Below are 20,058 nucleotides of genomic sequence, written 5' to 3' on the forward strand. Positions count from 1 at the left end.
AGGAGACTCAAGTGATTACATTAACAGAAAAAGCTATTAGCGCGGTCGGTCGCTTTATCGCCAGTTCGGAAACGCCTTCTGCCGGGCTTCGTATTGAAGTCACCGATGGCGGTTGCTCAGGCTACCAATACGGGTTGAAGCTCGAAGCCGAAAACACCGCAGAAGACACGGTGATTGATTGCGGCGAAGTCAAGGTCTATGTCGATCCTGTCAGTTTTCCGATGTTGGATGGCATGTCGATAGATTTTCTCGACAGCATCGACGGTTCTGGATTCAAATTCACCAACCCGAATGCGGCGAAAAGTTGCGCTTGCGGTTCTTCGTTTAACCCTAACCCTAGTGGGACTGGGACTAAAACCTGTTCATAACCATACATATCGTTCCCCCGATTCCTGTGTGCCCACAGGAGATAATGGGAATTCCATAATGTAGGGTGGGCGACGCTGTTATGCCCACCGTAACCAGATTTAAAAGTGGGCATAACAGCGTCGCCCACCCCTACCCAATCCGAGGACACATCCATGTGGGACTATTCAGATAAAGTCAAAGAACATTTTTTTAACCCAAAAAATGCCGGGGCGGTCGTTGATGCGAATGCCACAGGCGAAGTCGGTTCCATCAGTTGCGGCGATGCCTTAAGGCTGACCTTGAAAGTCGAGGATGAAACGGAGGTGATCCTGGAAGCCGGATTCCAAACGTTTGGTTGCGGTTCGGCGATTGCGTCATCATCGGTGCTGACCGAAATTATCAAGGGCATGACCTTGGATGAAGCGTTAAAAGTCACCAACCAAGACATCGCCGACCATCTGGAAGGCTTGCCGCCAGAAAAAATGCACTGCTCGGTGATGGGCCGCGAAGCCTTGCAAGCGGCGATTGCCAATTACCGTGGTGAAGAATGGAAGGACGACCATGAAGAAGGCGCGTTGGTCTGCAAATGTTTTGCGATTGATGCGGTGATGATCGAAGAGATGGTCTGGGCCAATAAATTGCGTACCGTTGAAGATGTCACCAACTTTACTAAAGCCGGTGGCGGCTGTGCGTCTTGCCATGAAGACATTGAAGCCATTCTGGAAAAAGTGCTGGCGGAAAAAGGCGAGAAATTCGATCCTGAAGCGGCGCCTGTAACCAAAAAACCCGTCGTTGCCGAAGTTAAAGGCCCGTTGACCAATTTGCAACGCATCAAAAAAATCGAGGAAGTGCTGGAATCGTTGCGGCCTACACTGATGGCGGACGGTGGCGATGTCGAGCTGGTTGAAGTCATCGGCAACACGGCTTATGTCAATATGACCGGTGCCTGTAGCGGCTGCCAAATGGCGGCGATGACCATCGCCGGCATCCAGCAACGGTTGATGGAAGTGATGGGTGAATTCATCAAAGTCGTGCCCGCTTCGGAAATGAAAAAACTGGTCAATATTGAGGTGGCGTGATGACTGACATTTACTTGGACAACAACGCCACCACCAAGGTGGACAGGGCGGTGGTCGATGTGATGATCCCGTATTTTCTCGAACAATACGGCAATCCGTCGTCGATACATAAATTTGCCGACGGCGTGGCGAAAGGGATCAAAAATGCCCGGCAACAGGTGCAGAATTTGATCGGTTGCGAACATGACTCCGAGATCATTTTTACGTCGTGCGGAACGGAATCCAATTCCACGGCGATTTTGTCGGCGATTAAAGCCCAGCCGAACAAAAAGGAAATCATCACCACCACGGTTGAGCATCCAGCGATTTTAAGCCTGTGCGAAGCCTTGGAAAAAGAAGGCTACACGATACACCGGATGCCGGTGGACCGTGCCGGACGCTTGAACTTGGAAGCGTATAAAAAATTGCTGTCAGACCAAGTGGCGATAGTCTCCGTGATGTGGGCGAACAACGAAACCGGCACCATTTTCCCCGTTGTGGAAATGGCGGAATTGGCGAATGCGGCAGGGGTGATGTTCCATACCGATGCCGTGCAAGCGGTCGGCAAAATCCCGATGATGTTGCAGGACACCAAAATCGACATGCTATCCTTATCAGGCCACAAACTGCATTCGCCCAAAGGCATCGGCGTGTTGTACCTGCGCCGTGGCACACGTTACCGTCCCTTGTTGCGCGGCGGCCATCAGGAACGCGGGCGGCGTGCCGGCACCGAAAACACCGCGTCCATCGTCGGTTTGGGCAAAGCCTGTGAGCTGGCGTTAGAGCATATCGAATTTGAAAACACCAAAGTCAAAGCCATGCGCGACCGTCTGGAGCGCGGCATCACTGAGGAGATTCCGCATTGTTTTGTCACCGGCGACATGGACAACCGCTTGCCAAATACCACCGACATTGCCTTTGAATACATCGAAGGCGAAGCGATATTGATGCTGCTGAACAAAGCCGGGATTGCCGCGTCCAGCGGTTCGGCGTGTACGTCTGGGTCTTTGGAGCCATCGCACGTTATGCGGGCGATGGACATACCCTATACAGCCGCCCACGGCACAATCCGGTTTTCCTTCTCGCGTTACAACAGCATGCACGAAGTCGATGAGGTGTTGAAAGTCATGCCGGGTGTGGTGGCGACTTTGCGGAAATTATCGCCGTATTGGGATGGCGATGGCCCGGTCGTGAATCCTGAGCAGGCGTTTAAACCAACTTATGCGTAACTAATGTAAACCCGTAGCTATTGTTCCCACGCTTCGGCGTGGGAATGCCGTCCCGGACGCTCTCGCGTCACCATCCCAGCACCTGCAGGACATGTTTTAAAAGCGTCGCATAGCTGCTTTAAAACACGCCCTCAACCCCGCATAATTCCCCGCACTGGACAGGCCATGCAACCCGAATCGGTATCATGCTATGGGGTTATCCGCTAATGGGTGTATTCCATACGGATCACACGGCTTTTCTAGGAAAAAACAGCAACGCCTTGGGTTTTTCCAACCTGAATGCCTTGGGTTACCGGGTGGAAACGGATTTTAGCAAAGATAAATGGAGAGTAAGCTCGGCCGCCTTGGGATTTAACTATTTGACCGGCGATAATGTTGAAGGGTATGAGGTGGTTTTTAATTTGGGCTTTTGAAGCTTGGTCCCGTTGTTGCCAGGAAATGGTTCTGTGCCATTTGTGCGCCTTTCCTGAACCAATTTATTGGCAGTGGTGCTGGGGAAGATAAAACAGGATGGATGCTCAGGATGGATGCTTTGGAACACAGCCTATTGATTAGAATTTAAGCTGAAAGCCTAAAGCGAGAGGCATCGGTTTTCGATACGACACCCCCGCCTTAGAATTTGGGGGGTATTGGCTCCCCCCACACTTTCCCTTCAGTCCATTAAAGGCTTACACACGAAGTCAAGGAACTGCACAGGCCACCCATGATTGGATCGCTGTAGCTGTCCTTGCCGGTTTCGACATGGCCTGCTAAACGGTATTCGAAGCCGGTGTCGCCTTCGACCGTAATCACCAAATCGTACCAACCCAGGAAGCGTAACAATTTCCAGCTTTTCGACAGGGATGCACCGGCTTTCAGCTTCACTATGAAGCTGTTGCCGGAGTATTTGCTGAAAACGCGGATTTTGGCAGTCTGTGCTGACAAATTTATCAAATCCAACCTGATGTTGGTTTTCAGTTCATTGTAGTGGTAGCTGGCCTGTACATCCAGGTTCGCTTTGTTGGCATCGGAAGCCTGCCCCTTGAAGCTGCGGAGGAAGCCGTTCGGGCCGTAGACTGACAAATCGTAATAGCCTGCGTCGCTATTCCAACTGCCAAGCAAGTTTTTCTTCGGTTCGACGGTGTAAGAACGGGGAGCAACCGTGCTATCACCTGAGCGTACATGAAAGACGGCCGTGGCGGTGCCGATATTGGCGAAATCGATGGCAAATGTGCCATCGGTGGTATTGGCTTTGCCGTGGGCGGTCAGGGCATACGGCAAGGCGCGGGCAGGACGGATGCCTTGTTCCTGTCCAGGCAGTTCCTGGGTTGTTGGTGGAACCGTTGGATAGTCAGGATGACGCTTTTTGTCCGGTGGCAAGAAAGCGGCGGTGCTAGGCAAATAAGCCGGTACGGTATTGGGGTTGGTAAAATTGAATATCGAAGTCAAGTCACCAGCAACCGCGCGACGCCAAGGTGTGATATTGGTTTCAATCAGATCGGGGTATTCATCGCCAAAACGCGCTTCGAGGAAACGGATCAATGAGGTGTGGTCGAATACTTGCGAATTGACCCAGCCGCCTTTAGTCCAAGGAGAAACCACGATCATCGGTACGCGCATTCCCAGACCATACGGTGCGCTTGGGTGACTAGGGTCGCCAGGATAAATTTCGTTGATAGTATCAACGGTTGAATCGCCTTGTTGGGCATTCTGCGCTGGTGTCGGTGGGATCGTGTGGTCGAAGAAGCCGCCTTCTTCATCATAATTGATGAATAAAGCCGTTTTGCTCCAAACATCCGGGTTGGACGCCAAAATCTCAATGAATTGCGAGATAAACCAAGCACCATAATTGGCTGGGAAATTAGGATGTTCGGTATACGCTTCAGGAGCGGCAATCCAAGATACCTGAGGCAATTTATTGTTCCGTACATCATCGCGGAAAATGTCAAACAACTTGCGCGGATTCCGTCTCAATGCCTTGATTTCGGTTCCGGTTTTGGCGTAATCCGCCAGTGGGTCGCCAGGCGCGGCATTTTGGTACTGATGGAAAAACAGCAGGGAATTGTCGCCATAGTTGCCGATGTACGGGTCGCCAGTCCAACCCCACCAGTTGCCGTTGTCAGCATTTAAACCATCGCCGATGTCTTGGTAGATTTTCCAAGTGATGCCCGCTTTTTGCAGGCGTTCAGGATAAGTGAGCCAATCGTATCCCGCCTCGGCATTGGTGATGACCGGGCCGCCACCTTGGCCATCGTTGCCTACCCAGCCAGTCCACATGTGGTAACGGTTAGGGTCGGTCGGCCCCATCAGCGAGCAGTGGTAAGCGTCGCAAATAGTGAAGGCATCAGCCAAAGCAAAGTGGTAAGGGATGTCCTTGCGGGTATGGTAGGTCATGGCGACCGCGCCTTTATTTGGCACCCATTGGTCGTGATTGCCTTGGTTCCAGGCGGCATGGGTGTCGTTCCAGCCGTGGGGTGGGTCAGAAAGGAAAGTCATGCCCAAATTATCGACTGGCGGGCGAAATGGCAGCAGTTCGTCGGTGCCATTTGGCTGATGCCAAACTGATTTGCCGGAAGGCAGGGTCACCGCGCGTGGATCGGCAAAACCGCGTATTCCGCGCAAGGTGCCAAAGTAATGGTCGAAAGAACGGTTTTCTTGGGTCAGGATGATGATGTGTTCAATGTCTTTAATGGTGCCGGTACGGTTGTTGGCGGGAATAGCCATTGCTTTGGCTATGCTGGCGGGCAACGATGCAATCAGGGTGCCGGTACCCATTACTTGCAAAAATTTACGGCGATCAGGGCTTTTCATCGGAATTCTCCTTTAAGTCATTTTATTGGGGAAACAGCCCATACAATTTAACAAGGCTTTATTGCAAAAATAAGTCAGCTTATTATGAATTCTAGTCCCGCTACTCATGATGGTGTTTTGGATAGGCTGAACGAAAGGAAGCCCATTATTTTTGTCCGTTGATTCGATTCGGATGCCGTCAAGCTTCACCGTGAAACTTATCCTTTCTATTTTGTCGGGTTTCCGACAATTTCCCTCCCAGCCTCGTATATTGTCTTGTATGGCTTGCCCAACCCGGCTTACAAACCGCTATTTTTGCGGCTTAAACAGTTGGCAAGTGTTTTGCTTTAAGATAATTAACCCTGTTTTGACTTTCTCAAAAGCGCATGAAAACCCAATCCCGCCAAATCATCATAGACGACACCACGCTCAGGGACGGCGAGCAATCGGCTGGGGTGGCGTTTTCGCTGGACGAAAAGCTGGCGATAGCCACACAGCTCTCGGCGTTGGGCGTACCGGAACTGGAAATTGGCATACCGGCGATGGGGGCGGTGGAGCGGGAAGAAATCCGGGCGATTGCCGCCTTGGCTTTACCGTCCAAATTGCTGGTCTGGTCCAGGATGCGCCGCGATGACTTGCAAGCTTGTCTAGGTTTAGGCGTGCATAAAGTGGATTTGTCCATTTCCGCCTCCGACCAGCATATCCAGCATAAATTAAAACAGTCCCGGCAATGGGTGTTGGATACGATTAACGAACTGGTGCGGGAAGCGAAACAGCTCGGTTTTGATGTGTGCGTGGGCATGGAAGATGCGTCACGGGCGGATGTCGATTTTCTTATGCAAATGGCGGAAACCGCACAACAAGCCGGCGCGTCCCGCATCCGTTTCGCCGATACCGTGGGCATTATGGAACCGTTCGGTGTGTTTGAGACGATCAAAAAATTACGCGCCGCGACCGATATGGAAATTGAGATGCACGCCCACGATGATTTAGGTCTGGCGACTGCGAACACATTGGCGGCGGCTCTGGCTGGTGCGACCCATGTCAACACCACCGTCAACGGTTTGGGCGAAAGGGCAGGGAATGCCGCTTTGGAAGAAGTCGTGGTCGGTTTAAAACAATTGTACGGCTTTGATACCCGCATTAATTTGGCCCGGTTTCCGGCTTTGTCGGGCCTGGTAGCCAATGCCTCCGGCGATGCAATAGGCACACGCAAGAGCCTGATCGGCAAAAACGTGTTCAGCCATGAAGCGGGTATCCATGTCGATGGCCTGCTGAAAGACATGAACAATTACCAGGGTGTAGACCCGGCCATTGTCGGGCGCAGCCACCAACTGGTGTTGGGCAAACATTCGGGTACCCAGGGAGTCATCCATGCCTACCAACAACTGGGCATCAGCGTCAACCGTAGCCAAGCACAACTACTGCTGTTGCAAGTCAAACAGTTTGTGACGGCGACAAAAAGGCCGCCAAGTGCGTCTGATTTGAATCATTTTCATCAAAATCTGTAAAGGAGATGGGCCATGAACGAAGCTAACGAACCGCTTACCTGCGAACCTGATGTGTCAGAAATAGAAGAACGCTTATTGGATGATGACCGTTATCCAGGTTCTTTTTTTAGGATACCGGCGCCGCCAATTCCGGGCAAGACAGGTTGGAGCCTGAGCTAGTGGAGATGGTGATGCTGGATCATAATGTTCAGGACGCACCGCTGGGATTTTTTGCACAATGGCGTGAAGATGTCCATTGCGTGTTTGGGCGCGATCCGGCCGCCCATAGCGTCCTGGAAATCTTGCTGACGTATTCCGGCGTCCATGCCGTGCTGTTCCATCGCATCAGCCACCGCTTATGGAAAGCGGACTGGAAATTGACGGCGCGGGTGTTGTCGGCTTTTGCCAAGTGGATGACCAGTGTTGAAATCCATCCGGGCGCGACTATCGGGCGGCGCTTGTTTATCGACCACGCGCTAGGCGTAGTGATAGGCGAAACGGCGGAAATTGGCAACGATGTGACGTTGTATCACGGCGTGACCTTGGGCGGTACGACCTGGAACAAGGAAAAACGCCACCCGACTTTGGGCAATAACGTCTTGGTGGGTTCCGGCGCAAAAATCCTCGGCGCCATCACACTAGGCAACAATGTCCGTGTCGGCGCCAATTCCGTGGTGGTTAAAGATGTGCCGCATTGCTGTACTGTCGTCGGTATTCCTGGGCGGATTATCCAAAGCAAGGGTGCCAAGATACAAAACCGGCATGGCATAGATCTCGACCATCATCTGATTCCTGATCCGGTAGGCAAAGCAATTAGTTGCCTGCTGGAGCGTATAGACGAACTGGAAGCCAAACAGGCGCAGTTAAGTAAACCAATCACTGAAGAACATTGCCAGACTTGCGAAGCGGAAAGTATGTGCACCAGCCACCAAGACAGCCCAGTAAAAATAGCGGCGGGATTATAAATGGATCTATTGGATTTTGAAGCGCAGGGTTTGTATTTTGAAGAACCTGATGTCGCTGGCGTGAAAGAACTGATTGCCGAAGCGGCGGAGAATTATGCCAGCGGGGATGCGGAACTGCCTTTGTTGCAGGCCTATTTCAAAGCCCCGGAATCACTGAATGTGCTGGTGGCCTTAAACCGCTTTTATTATTACCAACACCGTCTCGAAGATGCCTTGGCGGCCACGGGCAAAGCGTTGGCAGTGATCAGGCCGTTGGTGGATTTTCCAGAAGATTGGCGTGATTTGAGCCATACCCATCTGATGGCGACGCCCGCTGTTTTATTAACCCAGGTCAGATTGTATTTGTTCACGCTCAAAGCCATCGGTTTTTTGAACATGCGTTTGGAAAACCTGGACGTCAGCCAGGATATTTTTGAAAAACTGGTTGAATTGGACGGCAAAGACCGGATTGGCGCACAGGGATTATTGGAATTGGTCGTCAAACGTAAATCAGATAATGCGCTTAGTGGAGCTTAATCATGTTGAAAGAAAAAAACGATTCGCTGTTAGCCATCATGGGCTTGATAGCTTTCATTATGTTGGCTATCTATTTGTTGACCCAAGACAATTCCTTAGTCGGGCCGATTTGAGTATCGGTGAAGCGGGTAGCTTGTAGGGTACGCTGTACCCTCTGGGGCATAAATGCGTACCTTCAGCGAAGTTTAACGGTACGCGCAGCGTACCCTACCTAATTACGAAGCAAGCACAGATTTAACCCATCCTACAACCCAAGCGGAGAACACCATGAGTTTTGAAGAAGAAATGGAAGAATTGGAGTCCGCTGAAGACTTCTTGCAGTATTTTCAATTGGATTACGACCAGACCATCGTGCATGTCAACCGCCTGCATATCCTGCAACGTTTCCACGATTATTTGCAGCAAGGCGCGGACAGTATGCCTGGAGAGGAAGCGGCCAAACGGGTGGTCTACAGCAAACTGCTGATGCGGGCCTATCAGGATTTCGTCGAATCCGATGCCTAAACCGAAAAAGTCTTCAAGGTTTTCCACATGGATGAACCGCAAGTTGCATTTGTTTCTTTAGGCGACATAAAAACATGAAACCAGAACGCTTCGATGAGGGCCGCTTCGATTTCGGCGAATCGGTGCGGGTCACCCGTAACGTCCGTAACGACGGCACTTATCCGGGCTTGGATGTCGGCGTGTTGCTGATCCGGCGCGGCAGTATCGGGCATGTGCTCAATGTCGGCACGTTCTTGCAAGACCAAGTGGTTTTTACCGTCCATTTCCTTAGCCAGGACATCATGGTCGGCTGCCGTTTGGAAGAATTGATCAGTGCCGACGAGCCGTGGAACCCCAGCCGTTTTGAGTTCCGTGACAAGGTGGTTTGTACGCTCGACTTGGGTGTGCAAGGCCAAATCCTGGTCGCCAAAGGTGCTGACGGCGAAGTGCTGAAAGTGATCCGCGATGATGTCCTGATCCAGTACCACGTCGCATTTGGGGGGCGGATGCTGCAAGTACCTGAAACTGCGCTGGCGCCGGCGCATCCTGAAACATTTACTGAGCCGGAGTTTTAAGCATGACACCGACTACCAACCCATCCAAACCGGAAGCTTACAATGTGCTGAGGGCCGCGTTGGCTCTGTTCAAAAAAGCCCCCAGCGAACTCGCCGATGCGCAATTGACAGAAGCGCAACGCCAAGCCGCCAACGAATACAAAATTGAAACACGGGTGCTCAATTCCCCGGAAGCGACCGCTGTCATGGTTCCCGACGAGGAAGTGGAGCGGGCATATCAGGAAATACGTGGCCGCTACGAGGACGAAACTGTTTTTCTCAGCGAGCTGTACAAAAACCATCTTGATGAAGATGCCTTGCGGGCGGCTTTATACCGTCAATGCAAGGTGAACACGGTGCTGGAACGGGTAGGCAGCCGCGCGCCCGATGCCAGCGAGATAGAAGTCGGCATTTATTACCATCTGCATCCTGAGCAGTTCCAAAAGCCGGAGATGCGTGAAGCCGGGCATATTTTTATCAGCATCAACCCCGAATATCCTGAAAATACCCGTGAGATGGCCAGGGAACGCCTTGAGGAAATCAGCGCGAAATTGCAAAAAAAGCCACATAAATTTGCTGGCTTGGCCTTAAAGCATTCCGAATGCCCGACGGCTTTGCAAGGCGGTGTGCTGGGCCTGGTACCGTCCGGCAAGCTGTATCCAGAATTGGATGCCGTGCTGTTCAAGCTGAAAGCGGGCGAGATCAGCGGCATAGTCGAATCGGAAATTGGTTTCCATCTGGTGTTGTGCAAGCAAATACAGAAGCCGGAATCGCTGTCCTTACAAAAAGCGACGCCGAAAATACGCCAGTTTATGAAAGAACGCGCCAAACGGACGTGCCAACGCGCTTGGATAGCGGGTTTGACAAAGGAATAGTTGCCCCGTAGGTTGTATTGAACAAATTGTATAGTCTCCGCAAACTTAATAAGGAAAAGCCATGACCATTAAAGAAATCAAACATTGTTCTTTTTGCGGTATTGGGCAATCTGCGTCGGTGCCGCTGATTGCCGGAGCGGAAGGCTATATTTGCGGGGCCTGCGTGTCGCTGGCGCATCAGGTGGTCAGTAACTGGAGCCGGAAAAAAGAGCTGTCGCAAATGCAGGGCAACTTACCGAAGCCAGCCCAAATCAAAGAACACCTTGACCAGTATGTGATCGGCCAGCATTTGGCAAAAGAAATCCTCGCCGTAGCCGTCTACAACCATTACAAACGCCTGAAGCATGAAAGTGGCGATGCCGGGCTGGGCGAATTTGACAAGGATGTCGAAATCGGCAAATCCAATATTTTGCTGATCGGCCCGTCCGGCACCGGCAAAACCCTGTTGGCAAGCACGCTCGCCAAAATTGTCGGCGTACCGTTTGTGGTTGCCGATGCGACGACGCTGACCCAGGCCGGTTATGTCGGTGATGATGTCGAAAATATCTTGGTGCGTTTGTTGGATGTCGCCGAAGGCAATATGGCGAACGCCGAATGGGGCATCGTTTATCTGGATGAAATCGATAAAATCGCCCGCAGCCCTGAACAACAAACAGGGACTAGGGATGTGTCCGGCGAAGGGGTGCAACAGGCTTTGCTACGCTTGGTCGAAGGCTCGCATGTCAAGTTGCCGAACAAAAGCCGCAGCAACAAGGACGGCGGCGATGTGTTGATGGACACCCGCAACATTTTGTTTGTCGCCGGCGGCTCGTTTCCTGGTCTGGAAAAATACGTTGAAAAACGTTTAATGCCGACCAATTCGGCGATTGGTTTTCATGCGGCGGTCAATCAAACTAGCGAAAAACCCAGTTTGGAAGACATGCTCAACGCCACGCAACCTAGCGATTTACGCAAGTTTGGTTTGATCCCTGAATTTATCGGCCGCTTTCCGGTGCTGGCCCCTTTAGAACCCTTGGATGTCGATGCCTTGATCCGCGTGTTGACCGAACCGAAAAACGCGCTGGTCAAACAATACCAGCAATTGTTCGCCTTCGAAGGCGTGGAATTGACGTTTGGGCAGGACGCCCTGGTGGAAATAGCCCAAAAAGCCATAGAACGGGAAACCGGGGCACGGGGCTTGCGTAGCATCATGGAACAAATCTTACGGAAAACCATGTTTGATATTCCCTCCGTTGATGATGTGGAGCAATGCGTGATTGATGCCGACGTCGTCAAAGGTGATGCGGAAGTCCGGCTGGTTAAAAAAGATGATGGTCAGCTTAGGCAGCAGGCGGGATAGGCTTAAGCTGATAAAACGGTTATAAATATATTTATTTTTTAAGAGACCAACATGAAAACCGAAGACAAAATCCACAAGCAACTGGCAGAAAACCCCATTATCCTGTACATGAAAGGTGTGCCGGCCGACCCGCAATGTGGGTTTTCCGGCAAAACCGTCGGCATCCTTAACGGGACTAAAATCGACTACGCTTATGTCAACGTCCTGGAAGCCCCGTTTATCCGTGAAAAACTGCCTAGCATTTCGCATTGGCCGACATACCCGCAATTGTTCGTCAACGGCGAACTGGTTGGTGGCTGCGATATTGTCGAGGAAATGTACAAAAATGGTAGCTTGGTGCCCTTGTTGGCCGCCGCCGCGCCGAAAAAACCAGAGTCCGCGTCGGACAGCCTCCCAGTCAGTGATGTCGAACAATTGGTCAAAGTGGGCATTGCCGATGCGACGGTCATCGTTGATGGCGAAGGCTGTGATCTGACGATCACCGTTGTCAGCAGCCAATTTACCGATTTGCCGTTGGTGAAAAAACAGCAAGCCGTGTTGGCGACGCTGAAAGAGCCGCTGGCTTCCGGCAAGCTCCATGCCGTCAGTGTGTTGGCTTATACACCCGAAGAATGGCAAGCCAAACAAGCGGTGCCAACGGGCGGGTTATTGCAGATTCAAATGTGATTGCCGTTTAGTCCTTCCAGGTTTTTATACCCTCAGGGGCACAAGAAATCTGGAAGGATTGTTGGCGAAGCGCTGCGGTAGGTATTATTTAGAGGGGGAGATCATGGCAAAAATCGGCATTTTTTTCGGTACGGATACGGGCAACACCCGGCGTATCGCCAAAGACATCCAAACCTTGCTCGGTGCTGGCCTCGCCGCCAAACCCGTCAACATCCGCACCGCCAGCGTGGAAGATTTGCTGCAAGCCGATGTGCTGATTTTGGGTACGCCGACTTATGGCGAAGGCGAATTGCCAGGCTTGGCTACAGGTAACGCGACAGAAAGCTGGGCGGAATTTTTGCCGAAACTGGCAAGCCACGATTTAACAGGCAAAACGGTTGCCATTTATGGCTTGGGCAACCAAAAAGGCTATGCCGATGATTTTGTCAGTGCGATGTTTTATCTTTACAGCGCATTCAAACAATGCGGGGCAACGATGGTTGGCGGACATAGCACTGAAGGCTACAAATTTAAGCAGTCAAAAGCCATAGTCGACGGGCAGTTCGTCGGTTTGGCACTGGATCAGGAAAACCAGAAGGAACTGACTCATGATAGGCTGGATGCTTGGCTGAAAACCATACAACCGGCTTGGGCGTGAGTGTCACATGCAAGACAACAAGTTAAAAGTCATTTGTTCACTTGAGGATTTATGTAAGGTCAGTTATTTGACCCGAAAAATAATCTTCAAAGGCCAGCCGGGTTCGGCACTGGTCTTTTTGTTCGATGGTCATGCTTATAGCTACGTCAACCATTGTATGCACATGCACCGCCCTTTGAATTGCGAAGAGGATGCGGTTTTCGATGAAACCGGAAAACTCCTGCGTTGCTCGATGCACGGTTTTGTCTTCGACCCGAAAACGGGGGAGTGCCAAAGTCCGGTTTGTTTAGGGCAGCGTTTGCAAGCGCTGCGCCTGCAAGAGAGTGATGGCATACTGTTTTTTGCCGAGAAGCATTTAGTGCTGGCTGATTGAGGGAGGGGCGATGATCGAAGAACTGGCGGTTGTGGTGAAAATAGAAAACCACCAAGTCTGGGTCGAGGGCGGGCAAGCCAGTGCTTGTGGCGGTTGCCAGCAAAAAGCCTCCTGTACGACCAACGCGCTCGGTAGCGTCCTAAAGAAACGCTCCGTACCCGTCGATAATGACATGCCATTGAAACTTGGCGATACCGTCATCGTTGCGATAGACGAAAACCTGCTGTTACGCGCTTCCCTGTTATTGTATCTCATGCCGTTAATCGCGTTGTTTATCGGCGCCGGCATAGCCGATGGTTTATTGGATGACAGCGGTTATGCGGATTTATGGATAGCTGGCAGTGCCGTGTTTGGCTTTTTGCTATCACTTTGGCTTATCAACAAAATGCAAAAACTATTGCTGCTGAGCTATTACGCGCGGCCCGTGGTCGTAAAAAAGGTTTCGCTTTCCGTGCCATGAATGTTTGGGCAATCGATAAAGACACTCCGTTAAAGCTGCTGTTATTGGAGCTGGTGCACCGTTACGGCGAAAACACCTTGGCGATGAACACACGCGAACAGCACCACCAAGCCATCGAACTTTGCACACTGGATGACCCCAGCCTTTCCGCCTATATTTTTACCTTTGCCCAAAGCACAGGACGTTACGGCATAGACCTACGGTTTCCCATCGCCGCACACCAAATCGTTGGTGAAAATGAAAATTTGACTTTAGAACAAACCATAGAAATCATCGCCATCCACCTACTCTCATGAACGACCGCCCCTCATGAACGACCGCCCCTCATGAACGACAAGCCTCTCATGAACGATACTACCGCCCGTTATTTCCTCAGTTACAGCAGCGTCAAACTGCCGCTAAAACTGGTCAATGAAATCACCGAAGCCGATTTGAATTATCGGAATTTCTACTACCGTGGCTATTATGACGCCGCAGGACAATTGCTGCATTGCCAGAAAATCGTCTACAACGAAGTGGAGTCCGAACATCATTACCGCTATGACGAAAACGGCATGTTGGTATGGGCGCAAATCTCGGAAGACGATGAAGTGCGGGAGATTGATTTGTAGTGTCGTAGTGTCGTAGGCTGGGATGAAGCGATGGCGCAATCCCGGCACCACAAGCCACTCTGCTGGGGTTTCTTGCGTCCCCCCGGCCTACGTTGCTACCGTGGCTTCGTCCATCAATTCCGTGCGCTTGGAACCGGCGTTGACATGGCAATGGGTACAGCTTAGGTTGCACAAATAGCCGGGATTGACTTGCAGAATTTCCGGCGGCTTGCGGGTGATTGTCGGGAAATCGGTGGATTTAAAAAGGGTGGCGTATCGAGCATGTAGTCTGTTGATGGTTAATGCCGTAACCAGCGGTGGTAAGTCGCCAGGCATTTTAAAACCCGTTGCGGGGCGTGTTGGCGTTTCCAAACACCAGCGGTGTATTTATTGGCTTCCGCCAGCGTTGGGTAAATATGTATCGTCCCTAAAATCTTATTCAAGCCAAGATTGTGTTTCATCGCCAGCACAAATTCGGCGATTAGCTCGCTGGCTTGTTCGCCGACGATGGTTACGCCCAGGATTTTGTCTGTGCCAGGTCGGGTCAGCACTTTGACAAAGCCTTGGGTTGCAGCATCGGCAATCGCCCGATCCAACTCATTTAAAGCGTAGGTGCTGGTTTCATAGACAATGCCTTGTTCACGGGCTTCTTGTTCGTTCAGCCCGACCCGCGCCACTTCGGGTTCAATAAATGTGGCTTGCGGTATCGCGGAATAATCGGTGCGGAATTTTTTGACCTGCCCAAACAGCGCGTTGACGCTGGCGTACCAGGCCTGATGCGCTGCGGTGTGGGTGAATTGGTAAGGCCCGGCAACATCGCCGCAAGCGTAGATATTCGGGTAATTGGTGGCTTGGAAGCCGTCGATGGCGATGGTGTTTTTGGCGGATAAGTCAATGCCCAATGCTTGTGCGCCAAAACCAGAGACATTCGCACTTCGGCCTAATGCTACTAACACTTGATCGAAAGCAATGTGGATGGCTTGGCCTTGATGTTCGGCGATGAGGATATTCTCGCCTTGTTCGCTGACAAATTCCTTCGCTTCATGTGCCAATAACACGCTTATACCTTCTTGCCGAAATTTGCTTAAGACCAAAGCCGACACCTCGCTATCTTCCCGTGCCAATAAACGCGGCAAGATTTCAATTTGTGTCACTTGACATCCCAAACGAGCAAACGCTTGCGCCAGTTCACAACCTATCGGGCCGCCGCCCAGCACTAGCAAACGCTGTGGTTTTTCGCTTAAATCCCAAATCGTGTCTGAAGTCAAATAGCCAATTTCCGCCAAGCCTGGGATGGCCGGCACAAAAGGTTTCGCCCCAGTGGCGATGACGATGGCGCGGGTAGTGATGACGCGGGTTCCATTGCCGCTGCTGACTTCCACTTCCCAAGGGCTAAGGATTTTTGCCGTGCCGTAGGCAACGTCCACGCCTAAATCCGTATAACGTTCGGGCGAATCGTGCGGTTCGATAGCCTTGATCACCGCCTTGACCCGTGCCATCACCGCCGCAAAATCCACTTCCGGTAGGCTGGTGTGGATGCCAAATTCGCCACTGCGACGGATTTGCGCGGCGGCCTTGGCACTGCAGATCAAGGTTTTGGAAGGCACACAGCCCGTGTACAAACAATCGCCGCCCATACGGTGTTTTTCAATCAACGTGACTTTGGCTTTAACGGCGGCGGCGATGTACGAAGCCACCAAGCCGCCCGCACCGGCACCTATCACGACCAGATTATTGTCGAATTGATGCGGCTTGGGCCACGCGCTGTAGATTTTGCGGGCTAGTAGCAGCTCCAGGATTTTTTTGGTGATGAACGGGAACACGCCTAACAAGGCAAAAGAGCCGATCAAGGTCGGTGACAAAATCCCTGCCAAGGAATCCAATTGCGCCAATTGTGTCCCCGCATTGACATACACTAATGTCCCCGCCAACATGCCGATTTGACTGACCGCGTAAAACGTGCGCGTGTTGATCGCCGTCAACCCCATCACCAGGTTGATGATAAAAAAAGGAAACAACGGCACTAAGCGCAGGGTGAACAAATAAAACGCGCCATCCTTCGCCATGCCTTCGTTGATGGTTTTCAGCCGGTCGCCAAATCGTGCCTGAATCTGTTCCCTGAACAAAAACCGCGCCGCCAAAAACGCCAGCGTCGCGCCCATCGTTGACGCAAACGACACGATCACCGTCCCCCACAACAAACCAAACAGCGCACCGCCCGCCAGGGTCATCACCGTTGCGCCAGGCAAAGACAAGCCGGTCACGATGATGTAAATCAAGCCGTAAAGGGCGATGGTCAGTTGGCGATGTGCGTCACGGTAAGCGAACAGGCTGTCTTGCTGGGTTTTGAGCATGTCCAGCGTCAGGTAATGGTGGCCGCCGACAGCAAAAAACACGGTGATGGCGACTGCAATAATGGCTAGTAACAGAATGCGCGAGGGGTTCATAAGCGTCAAAAGCAGGGGAAGTGTTAAAGCGTGGACGCATTCATACCAAGTTTACGATGTTGTGTCGAATGGTTTTTTGTAAGGGGGAATGGGTGGGTGTTGGCGATGGGCGGGCCATCATGTTTGAGCATACCAATTAAATCCCCCAAATTACCGCCACGCTTTTGGGGCGTTGTTTTTAGCGTAATGCCAGATGGCGAGGAAACTAACGTTAATTGAGTGCCTGCTTGCCAATGCAATTCGTCCCGAATGTCCTTCTCAATCTGGTATCTTTGTTCTTGACTTACGACTGCATGGATGCAGAGCAATGCAGGAGCAATTGCCGAGCTGTTTATAGGTTCTCATGCAATTTCTCGTCTTTGGTCGGATTGAAAAAAGCGCAGAACTATAGCAGCTAGCCTTCTTTATATCCGATTATTTACGATTGCACTTATGAGTTGAATGTAAGTTAGAAATGACTAGCCATTCTGAGAGGTTAAACGGGAACTTTCACAATTTACTAAATTTCCGCACATAATCCCCCAACTGAAAATTCTCTTTAACCTCATCATGCGGAATGAGTAAATACTTCCAAGCCTTACCTCCATTTTTCAAAAGATAATCACTGGCACAAACGCACCACTTAATCGCCGCGTCCGATTTGGCTTGTACTTTGGCATCAGCCATTTCTGCTTGTGACTTGGTTTCAACCATCACCACATAGCCTTCCGTTTCCGCGACAAAATCCGGCACATATTCAGGATGTTCCGCCCCGTCTTTCGACTGCATGGATGCAGGAGGTAGAGCAATGCCGGGAGCAATTGCCGAATAGTAAATCTTGAACTGGCCTTTTGCGGGCTTAAACCATTTTTGGGCATCGCGTTCTAAAATGACAGCGAAGCGGCGTTCCGTGTCGGAATCAAATTTTTGTACTGGATATAAACACTTACTGAAACCACCAAACAATAACTGCTTAATTTTGCCCTTATCGATAATGGTATCCCGATAATGATTGACCGCTTGACCTGCGGCGACGGTATACGCACAGGTTTTTAACGGCGTAAATCCGCTACGAACTTCCACTTCGTAGGTGTCGGCTTGCTCCCAAAAATGCTCCGCCATTTGCGCATGGATGGTTTTGGCGAATGTGTGTCGGTGATTAGCCAAGACATTATTCACTTCATCGGCTGACAAATACCCGTTTAAATGCCTAACGACTTGCGTTGCCAACTCGTAGATCAAATCGGCGTGGTCATCATAAGAAATATCGTCATAATCTATCAGGGCATGGACAATAGTGTCTTCCGGTTTTGCCTCACTTAACACTGCATGAGCAACCATAAATGCTTGCTCGTTGGTTTGTAGGCTCTGGATAATAATATCCCGCTCTGAAGGCTGTAAACTCAAGCCCTCCAAATTCAAGGTAAACGGCCTATAACCATAACTGACTTGGCCTTTAGGCACCACCATGACCCTTGGAATATCTATGGTCTGGTTGACCATCAATGCGGCGGCTTTAGCGACAATATCCGCCACATCAATCGGCTGTTCCTCAGTCAACAAGGATTGCTGCCCCATGCTTAACTGTTCCGTGACCGCCTGGACAACTAACTTTTGCACGTCTGCATTCAATAAAGCTTTACTGGTGGCAACGGTTTTGGGGCTATGTTGCAGTTTATTAAACTCCGCGATGGCATATTGTGCGGCAGTCGTTTCGGCAACATTGCTAAATACAGGTGGGCTATTATCGAGTGCCGGATAAACCAGCCCATCGGTTTTACCACTTATCAAGCCGTCCAAGTTGGAACTGACCGACACACTTTCGGTTTTTTCATTATCAGAAGGCGCATCCAGAATCACCTGTTTTAAGCGCAAGGGATTGTCGGGATTATTCGCTTCATCGACAATCTCCTGAAATCGGTCATGGGCGACAATATTCAAGCGATCCACCGCCGTTACGCCCGTCCGCTTCCCATAAGGCAAACGCAAACCGCGCCCGATAGACTGCTCAATCAGTGTTCTAGCATTGGCGGCGCGTAACGGCACGATGGTGTACAGATTGGTCACGTCCCAGCCTTCTTTCAGCATATTGACGTGGATCACCACTTCGGTCGGCTCATCATGGCTTTCCACCGCCAACAAGCGGCTGATCATTTCTTCCTCGGCAGCACCGGATTTGCTGCTGTCCACCTGAATAATCTTGCCTTGATAACGGCCTGCAAAAAACGCCGCTGATTCCATCAAGGTAAGCAACTGCGCCGCGTGGGTGGTGTCCCTGGCAATCACCAACATAAACGGCTTAACGACCACCACATCATTTTCGTGGGCATAGGTCAACAACTCTACCTTAGTGGCTTCATGCAGACGAATGCCGTCCTGTAATTTAATAAGCTCTATTTCTTCCTTGGTATGTTGTGACGCATCAAAATTACGTTGCGTGACCACAGCGGGTTCTTTGACAAAACCATCATCCATCGCCCGCGCCAACGGATAATCGACCACCACATTCTTAAACGGCACCGTGCCTTTGCCGCTTTCGGTAAACGGTGTCGCCGTCAATTCCAGACCCAGCAACGGATTCAATTCATTTAACGCCCGTACCCCCGCATCGGCGCGGTAACGGTGCGATTCATCCATCAACAACACCAAATCCGGTAATTGCGCCAAATAGTTGAAATAACTGTCACCCAAATATTCTGACAAACGTTTAATCCGTGGTGACTTGCCGCCGCGCACTTCGGAATTGATTTTGGAAATATTGAAGATATTAATGGAAACGCTGGAAAACAAACTGCCCGCATGACGGCCTTTCACTTCGTAATCATCACCAGTAATAATCATCGGCGAATTGATGGCAAACTCGGAAATCCCTTTAAACACATATTTCGGCGTATTAGGCGTAAAGTCGGCAATCAGCTTGTTATAAATCGTCAAGTTAGGAGCCAACACAAAAAAATTGTTAATGCCATGCGCCAAATGCAAATAACTGACAAACGCACCCATCAATCGGGTTTTACCAACGCCCGTTGCTAAAGCAAAACACAAGGACGGGAATTCGCGTTCAAAATCCGACAGCTTAGGAAACTCAGCCTTTAAGGTTTCCAATAGCATGGGTACATCACGTTTGGGATTGAGCATGTCCGGCGTTGCCGCAATCGCAGCCGCCAAGGCTTCCAGCGATTCCCGTTGCGGTGCGCGTAACGAAAGCCGTCCGGCGACATGATGTAAGGCTTTTAGAGTCATGCGTGTTCCTGTTGCGTAAGTCCACAAGTCAAGAAAA

Annotated in this window: 22 protein-coding genes; 18 read left to right on the forward strand and 4 right to left on the reverse strand. The window is 50.9% G+C overall.

Going from position 1 to position 20,058, the window contains the following annotated elements:
* Positions 1-11 precede the first annotated feature (11 nt).
* From PHH59_RS02510 to PHH59_RS02525, 4 genes are all read left to right on the forward strand, one after another.
* A complete protein-coding gene (locus PHH59_RS02510) occupies positions 12-368 on the forward strand; it encodes an iron-sulfur cluster assembly accessory protein (RefSeq protein WP_300010720.1) in 357 nt (118 codons plus the stop codon).
* A 153-nt stretch (positions 369-521) separates the two neighbouring features.
* Complete coding sequence (gene nifU / locus PHH59_RS02515; protein WP_300010723.1) at positions 522-1,427, forward strand: Fe-S cluster assembly protein NifU; 906 nt, start codon at positions 522-524, stop codon at positions 1,425-1,427.
* Positions 1,427-2,635 carry a cysteine desulfurase NifS gene (gene nifS, locus PHH59_RS02520; RefSeq protein ID WP_300010726.1) on the forward strand — a complete coding sequence of 403 codons (1,209 nt, stop codon included), beginning with the start codon at positions 1,427-1,429 and terminating at the stop codon, positions 2,633-2,635. Before nifU ends, nifS begins: the two co-directional genes overlap by 1 nt.
* 185 nt (positions 2,636-2,820) lie before the next feature.
* Positions 2,821-3,048 carry a hypothetical protein gene (locus tag PHH59_RS02525; RefSeq protein WP_300010729.1) on the forward strand — a complete coding sequence of 76 codons (228 nt, stop codon included), beginning with the start codon at positions 2,821-2,823 and terminating at the stop codon, positions 3,046-3,048.
* A 247-nt stretch (positions 3,049-3,295) separates the two neighbouring features.
* Here PHH59_RS02525 and PHH59_RS02530 read toward each other — a convergent pair whose 3' ends face one another.
* Positions 3,296-5,425 carry a phosphocholine-specific phospholipase C gene (locus tag PHH59_RS02530; RefSeq protein WP_300010732.1) on the reverse strand — a complete coding sequence of 710 codons (2,130 nt, stop codon included), beginning with the start codon at positions 5,423-5,425 and terminating at the stop codon, positions 3,296-3,298.
* 365 nt (positions 5,426-5,790) lie between these two features.
* Here PHH59_RS02530 and nifV point away from each other — a divergent pair, with 365 nt between their 5' ends.
* The 14 genes from nifV (at position 5,791) to PHH59_RS02600 (ending at position 14,373) form a co-directional block, all read left to right on the forward strand.
* A complete protein-coding gene (gene nifV, locus PHH59_RS02535) occupies positions 5,791-6,915 on the forward strand; it encodes a homocitrate synthase (RefSeq protein ID WP_300010735.1) in 1,125 nt (374 codons plus the stop codon).
* A 12-nt stretch (positions 6,916-6,927) separates the two neighbouring features.
* Positions 6,928-7,074, forward strand: coding sequence for a hypothetical protein (locus PHH59_RS02540; RefSeq protein ID WP_300010738.1), 147 nt, complete (start codon positions 6,928-6,930; stop codon positions 7,072-7,074).
* Between the two features lie 5 nt (positions 7,075-7,079).
* A complete protein-coding gene (gene cysE, locus PHH59_RS02545) occupies positions 7,080-7,859 on the forward strand; it encodes a serine O-acetyltransferase (protein WP_300011075.1) in 780 nt (259 codons plus the stop codon).
* Positions 7,860-8,375: a hypothetical protein gene (locus PHH59_RS02550; RefSeq protein WP_300010741.1), complete on the forward strand. Its 516-nt coding sequence runs from the start codon at positions 7,860-7,862 to the stop codon at positions 8,373-8,375. It abuts the gene before it with no gap.
* Positions 8,376-8,642: 267 nt separating this feature from the next.
* On the forward strand, positions 8,643-8,879 hold the full coding sequence (locus tag PHH59_RS02555; protein ID WP_300010744.1) for a nitrogenase-stabilizing/protective protein NifW: 237 nt from the start codon (positions 8,643-8,645) through the stop codon (positions 8,877-8,879).
* 74 nt (positions 8,880-8,953) lie between these two features.
* Positions 8,954-9,433 (forward strand): nitrogen fixation protein NifZ, encoded by a 480-nt coding sequence (locus PHH59_RS02560; protein WP_300010747.1) that lies wholly within the window; start codon positions 8,954-8,956, stop codon positions 9,431-9,433.
* 2 nt (positions 9,434-9,435) lie between these two features.
* Entirely contained in the window at positions 9,436-10,287 is an 852-nt protein-coding gene (gene nifM / locus PHH59_RS02565; RefSeq protein WP_300010750.1) for a nitrogen fixation protein NifM, read from the forward strand.
* 61 nt (positions 10,288-10,348) lie between these two features.
* Positions 10,349-11,626, forward strand: a complete 1,278-nt coding sequence (gene clpX, locus PHH59_RS02570; RefSeq protein WP_300010753.1) for an ATP-dependent Clp protease ATP-binding subunit ClpX — start codon at positions 10,349-10,351, stop codon at positions 11,624-11,626.
* A gap of 51 nt (positions 11,627-11,677) precedes the next feature.
* Positions 11,678-12,292: a Grx4 family monothiol glutaredoxin gene (gene grxD / locus PHH59_RS02575; protein WP_300010756.1), complete on the forward strand. Its 615-nt coding sequence runs from the start codon at positions 11,678-11,680 to the stop codon at positions 12,290-12,292.
* A gap of 103 nt (positions 12,293-12,395) precedes the next feature.
* Entirely contained in the window at positions 12,396-12,929 is a 534-nt protein-coding gene (locus PHH59_RS02580; protein WP_300010761.1) for a flavodoxin, read from the forward strand.
* Positions 12,930-12,936: 7 nt separating this feature from the next.
* Positions 12,937-13,302, forward strand: a complete 366-nt coding sequence (locus PHH59_RS02585; RefSeq protein WP_300010763.1) for a Rieske 2Fe-2S domain-containing protein — start codon at positions 12,937-12,939, stop codon at positions 13,300-13,302.
* A gap of 10 nt (positions 13,303-13,312) precedes the next feature.
* Complete coding sequence (locus PHH59_RS02590; RefSeq protein ID WP_300010766.1) at positions 13,313-13,762, forward strand: SoxR reducing system RseC family protein; 450 nt, start codon at positions 13,313-13,315, stop codon at positions 13,760-13,762.
* Complete coding sequence (locus PHH59_RS02595; protein ID WP_300010769.1) at positions 13,759-14,058, forward strand: hypothetical protein; 300 nt, start codon at positions 13,759-13,761, stop codon at positions 14,056-14,058. The genes PHH59_RS02590 and PHH59_RS02595 overlap by 4 nt, the downstream gene beginning before the upstream one ends.
* Before the next feature lie 48 nt (positions 14,059-14,106).
* Positions 14,107-14,373, forward strand: coding sequence for a DUF6156 family protein (locus tag PHH59_RS02600; protein WP_300010772.1), 267 nt, complete (start codon positions 14,107-14,109; stop codon positions 14,371-14,373).
* Positions 14,374-14,460: 87 nt separating this feature from the next.
* Here the strand turns inward: PHH59_RS02600 and PHH59_RS02605 are convergent, their stop codons facing one another.
* From PHH59_RS02605 to PHH59_RS02615, 3 genes are all read right to left on the reverse strand, one after another.
* A complete protein-coding gene (locus PHH59_RS02605; protein WP_366145462.1) occupies positions 14,461-14,688 on the reverse strand; it encodes a hypothetical protein in 228 nt (75 codons plus the stop codon).
* Positions 14,652-16,799 (reverse strand): FAD-dependent oxidoreductase, encoded by a 2,148-nt coding sequence (locus PHH59_RS02610; protein WP_300010775.1) that lies wholly within the window; start codon positions 16,797-16,799, stop codon positions 14,652-14,654. The genes PHH59_RS02605 and PHH59_RS02610 overlap by 37 nt, the downstream gene beginning before the upstream one ends.
* A gap of 489 nt (positions 16,800-17,288) precedes the next feature.
* On the reverse strand, positions 17,289-20,021 hold the full coding sequence (locus PHH59_RS02615) for a DEAD/DEAH box helicase family protein (RefSeq protein WP_300010778.1): 2,733 nt from the start codon (positions 20,019-20,021) through the stop codon (positions 17,289-17,291).
* Positions 20,022-20,058 lie beyond the last annotated feature (37 nt).

The sequence above is a fragment of the Methylovulum sp. genome (assembly GCF_028687615.1).
Lineage (GTDB): Bacteria > Pseudomonadota > Gammaproteobacteria > Methylococcales > Methylomonadaceae > Methylovulum.

Coding starts and splice junctions, on each gene's coding strand:
- nifS (WP_300010726.1), top strand. CDS start 1,427: ATGACTGACATTTACTTGGACAACAACGCCACCACCAAGGTGGACAGG.
- PHH59_RS02610 (WP_300010775.1), bottom strand. CDS start 16,799: ATGAACCCCTCGCGCATTCTGTTACTAGCCATTATTGCAGTCGCCATC.
- PHH59_RS02555 (WP_300010744.1), top strand. CDS start 8,643: ATGAGTTTTGAAGAAGAAATGGAAGAATTGGAGTCCGCTGAAGACTTC.
- grxD (WP_300010756.1), top strand. CDS start 11,678: ATGAAAACCGAAGACAAAATCCACAAGCAACTGGCAGAAAACCCCATT.
- PHH59_RS02585 (WP_300010763.1), top strand. CDS start 12,937: ATGCAAGACAACAAGTTAAAAGTCATTTGTTCACTTGAGGATTTATGT.
- PHH59_RS02530 (WP_300010732.1), bottom strand. CDS start 5,425: ATGAAAAGCCCTGATCGCCGTAAATTTTTGCAAGTAATGGGTACCGGC.
- PHH59_RS02600 (WP_300010772.1), top strand. CDS start 14,107: ATGAACGATACTACCGCCCGTTATTTCCTCAGTTACAGCAGCGTCAAA.
- PHH59_RS02605 (WP_366145462.1), bottom strand. CDS start 14,688: ATGCCTGGCGACTTACCACCGCTGGTTACGGCATTAACCATCAACAGA.
- cysE (WP_300011075.1), top strand. CDS start 7,080: ATGGTGATGCTGGATCATAATGTTCAGGACGCACCGCTGGGATTTTTT.
- nifV (WP_300010735.1), top strand. CDS start 5,791: ATGAAAACCCAATCCCGCCAAATCATCATAGACGACACCACGCTCAGG.
- PHH59_RS02615 (WP_300010778.1), bottom strand. CDS start 20,021: ATGACTCTAAAAGCCTTACATCATGTCGCCGGACGGCTTTCGTTACGC.
- PHH59_RS02595 (WP_300010769.1), top strand. CDS start 13,759: ATGAATGTTTGGGCAATCGATAAAGACACTCCGTTAAAGCTGCTGTTA.
- PHH59_RS02560 (WP_300010747.1), top strand. CDS start 8,954: ATGAAACCAGAACGCTTCGATGAGGGCCGCTTCGATTTCGGCGAATCG.
- PHH59_RS02540 (WP_300010738.1), top strand. CDS start 6,928: ATGAACGAAGCTAACGAACCGCTTACCTGCGAACCTGATGTGTCAGAA.
- PHH59_RS02550 (WP_300010741.1), top strand. CDS start 7,860: ATGGATCTATTGGATTTTGAAGCGCAGGGTTTGTATTTTGAAGAACCT.
- clpX (WP_300010753.1), top strand. CDS start 10,349: ATGACCATTAAAGAAATCAAACATTGTTCTTTTTGCGGTATTGGGCAA.
- PHH59_RS02525 (WP_300010729.1), top strand. CDS start 2,821: ATGCTATGGGGTTATCCGCTAATGGGTGTATTCCATACGGATCACACG.
- nifM (WP_300010750.1), top strand. CDS start 9,436: ATGACACCGACTACCAACCCATCCAAACCGGAAGCTTACAATGTGCTG.
- PHH59_RS02580 (WP_300010761.1), top strand. CDS start 12,396: ATGGCAAAAATCGGCATTTTTTTCGGTACGGATACGGGCAACACCCGG.
- PHH59_RS02590 (WP_300010766.1), top strand. CDS start 13,313: ATGATCGAAGAACTGGCGGTTGTGGTGAAAATAGAAAACCACCAAGTC.
- nifU (WP_300010723.1), top strand. CDS start 522: ATGTGGGACTATTCAGATAAAGTCAAAGAACATTTTTTTAACCCAAAA.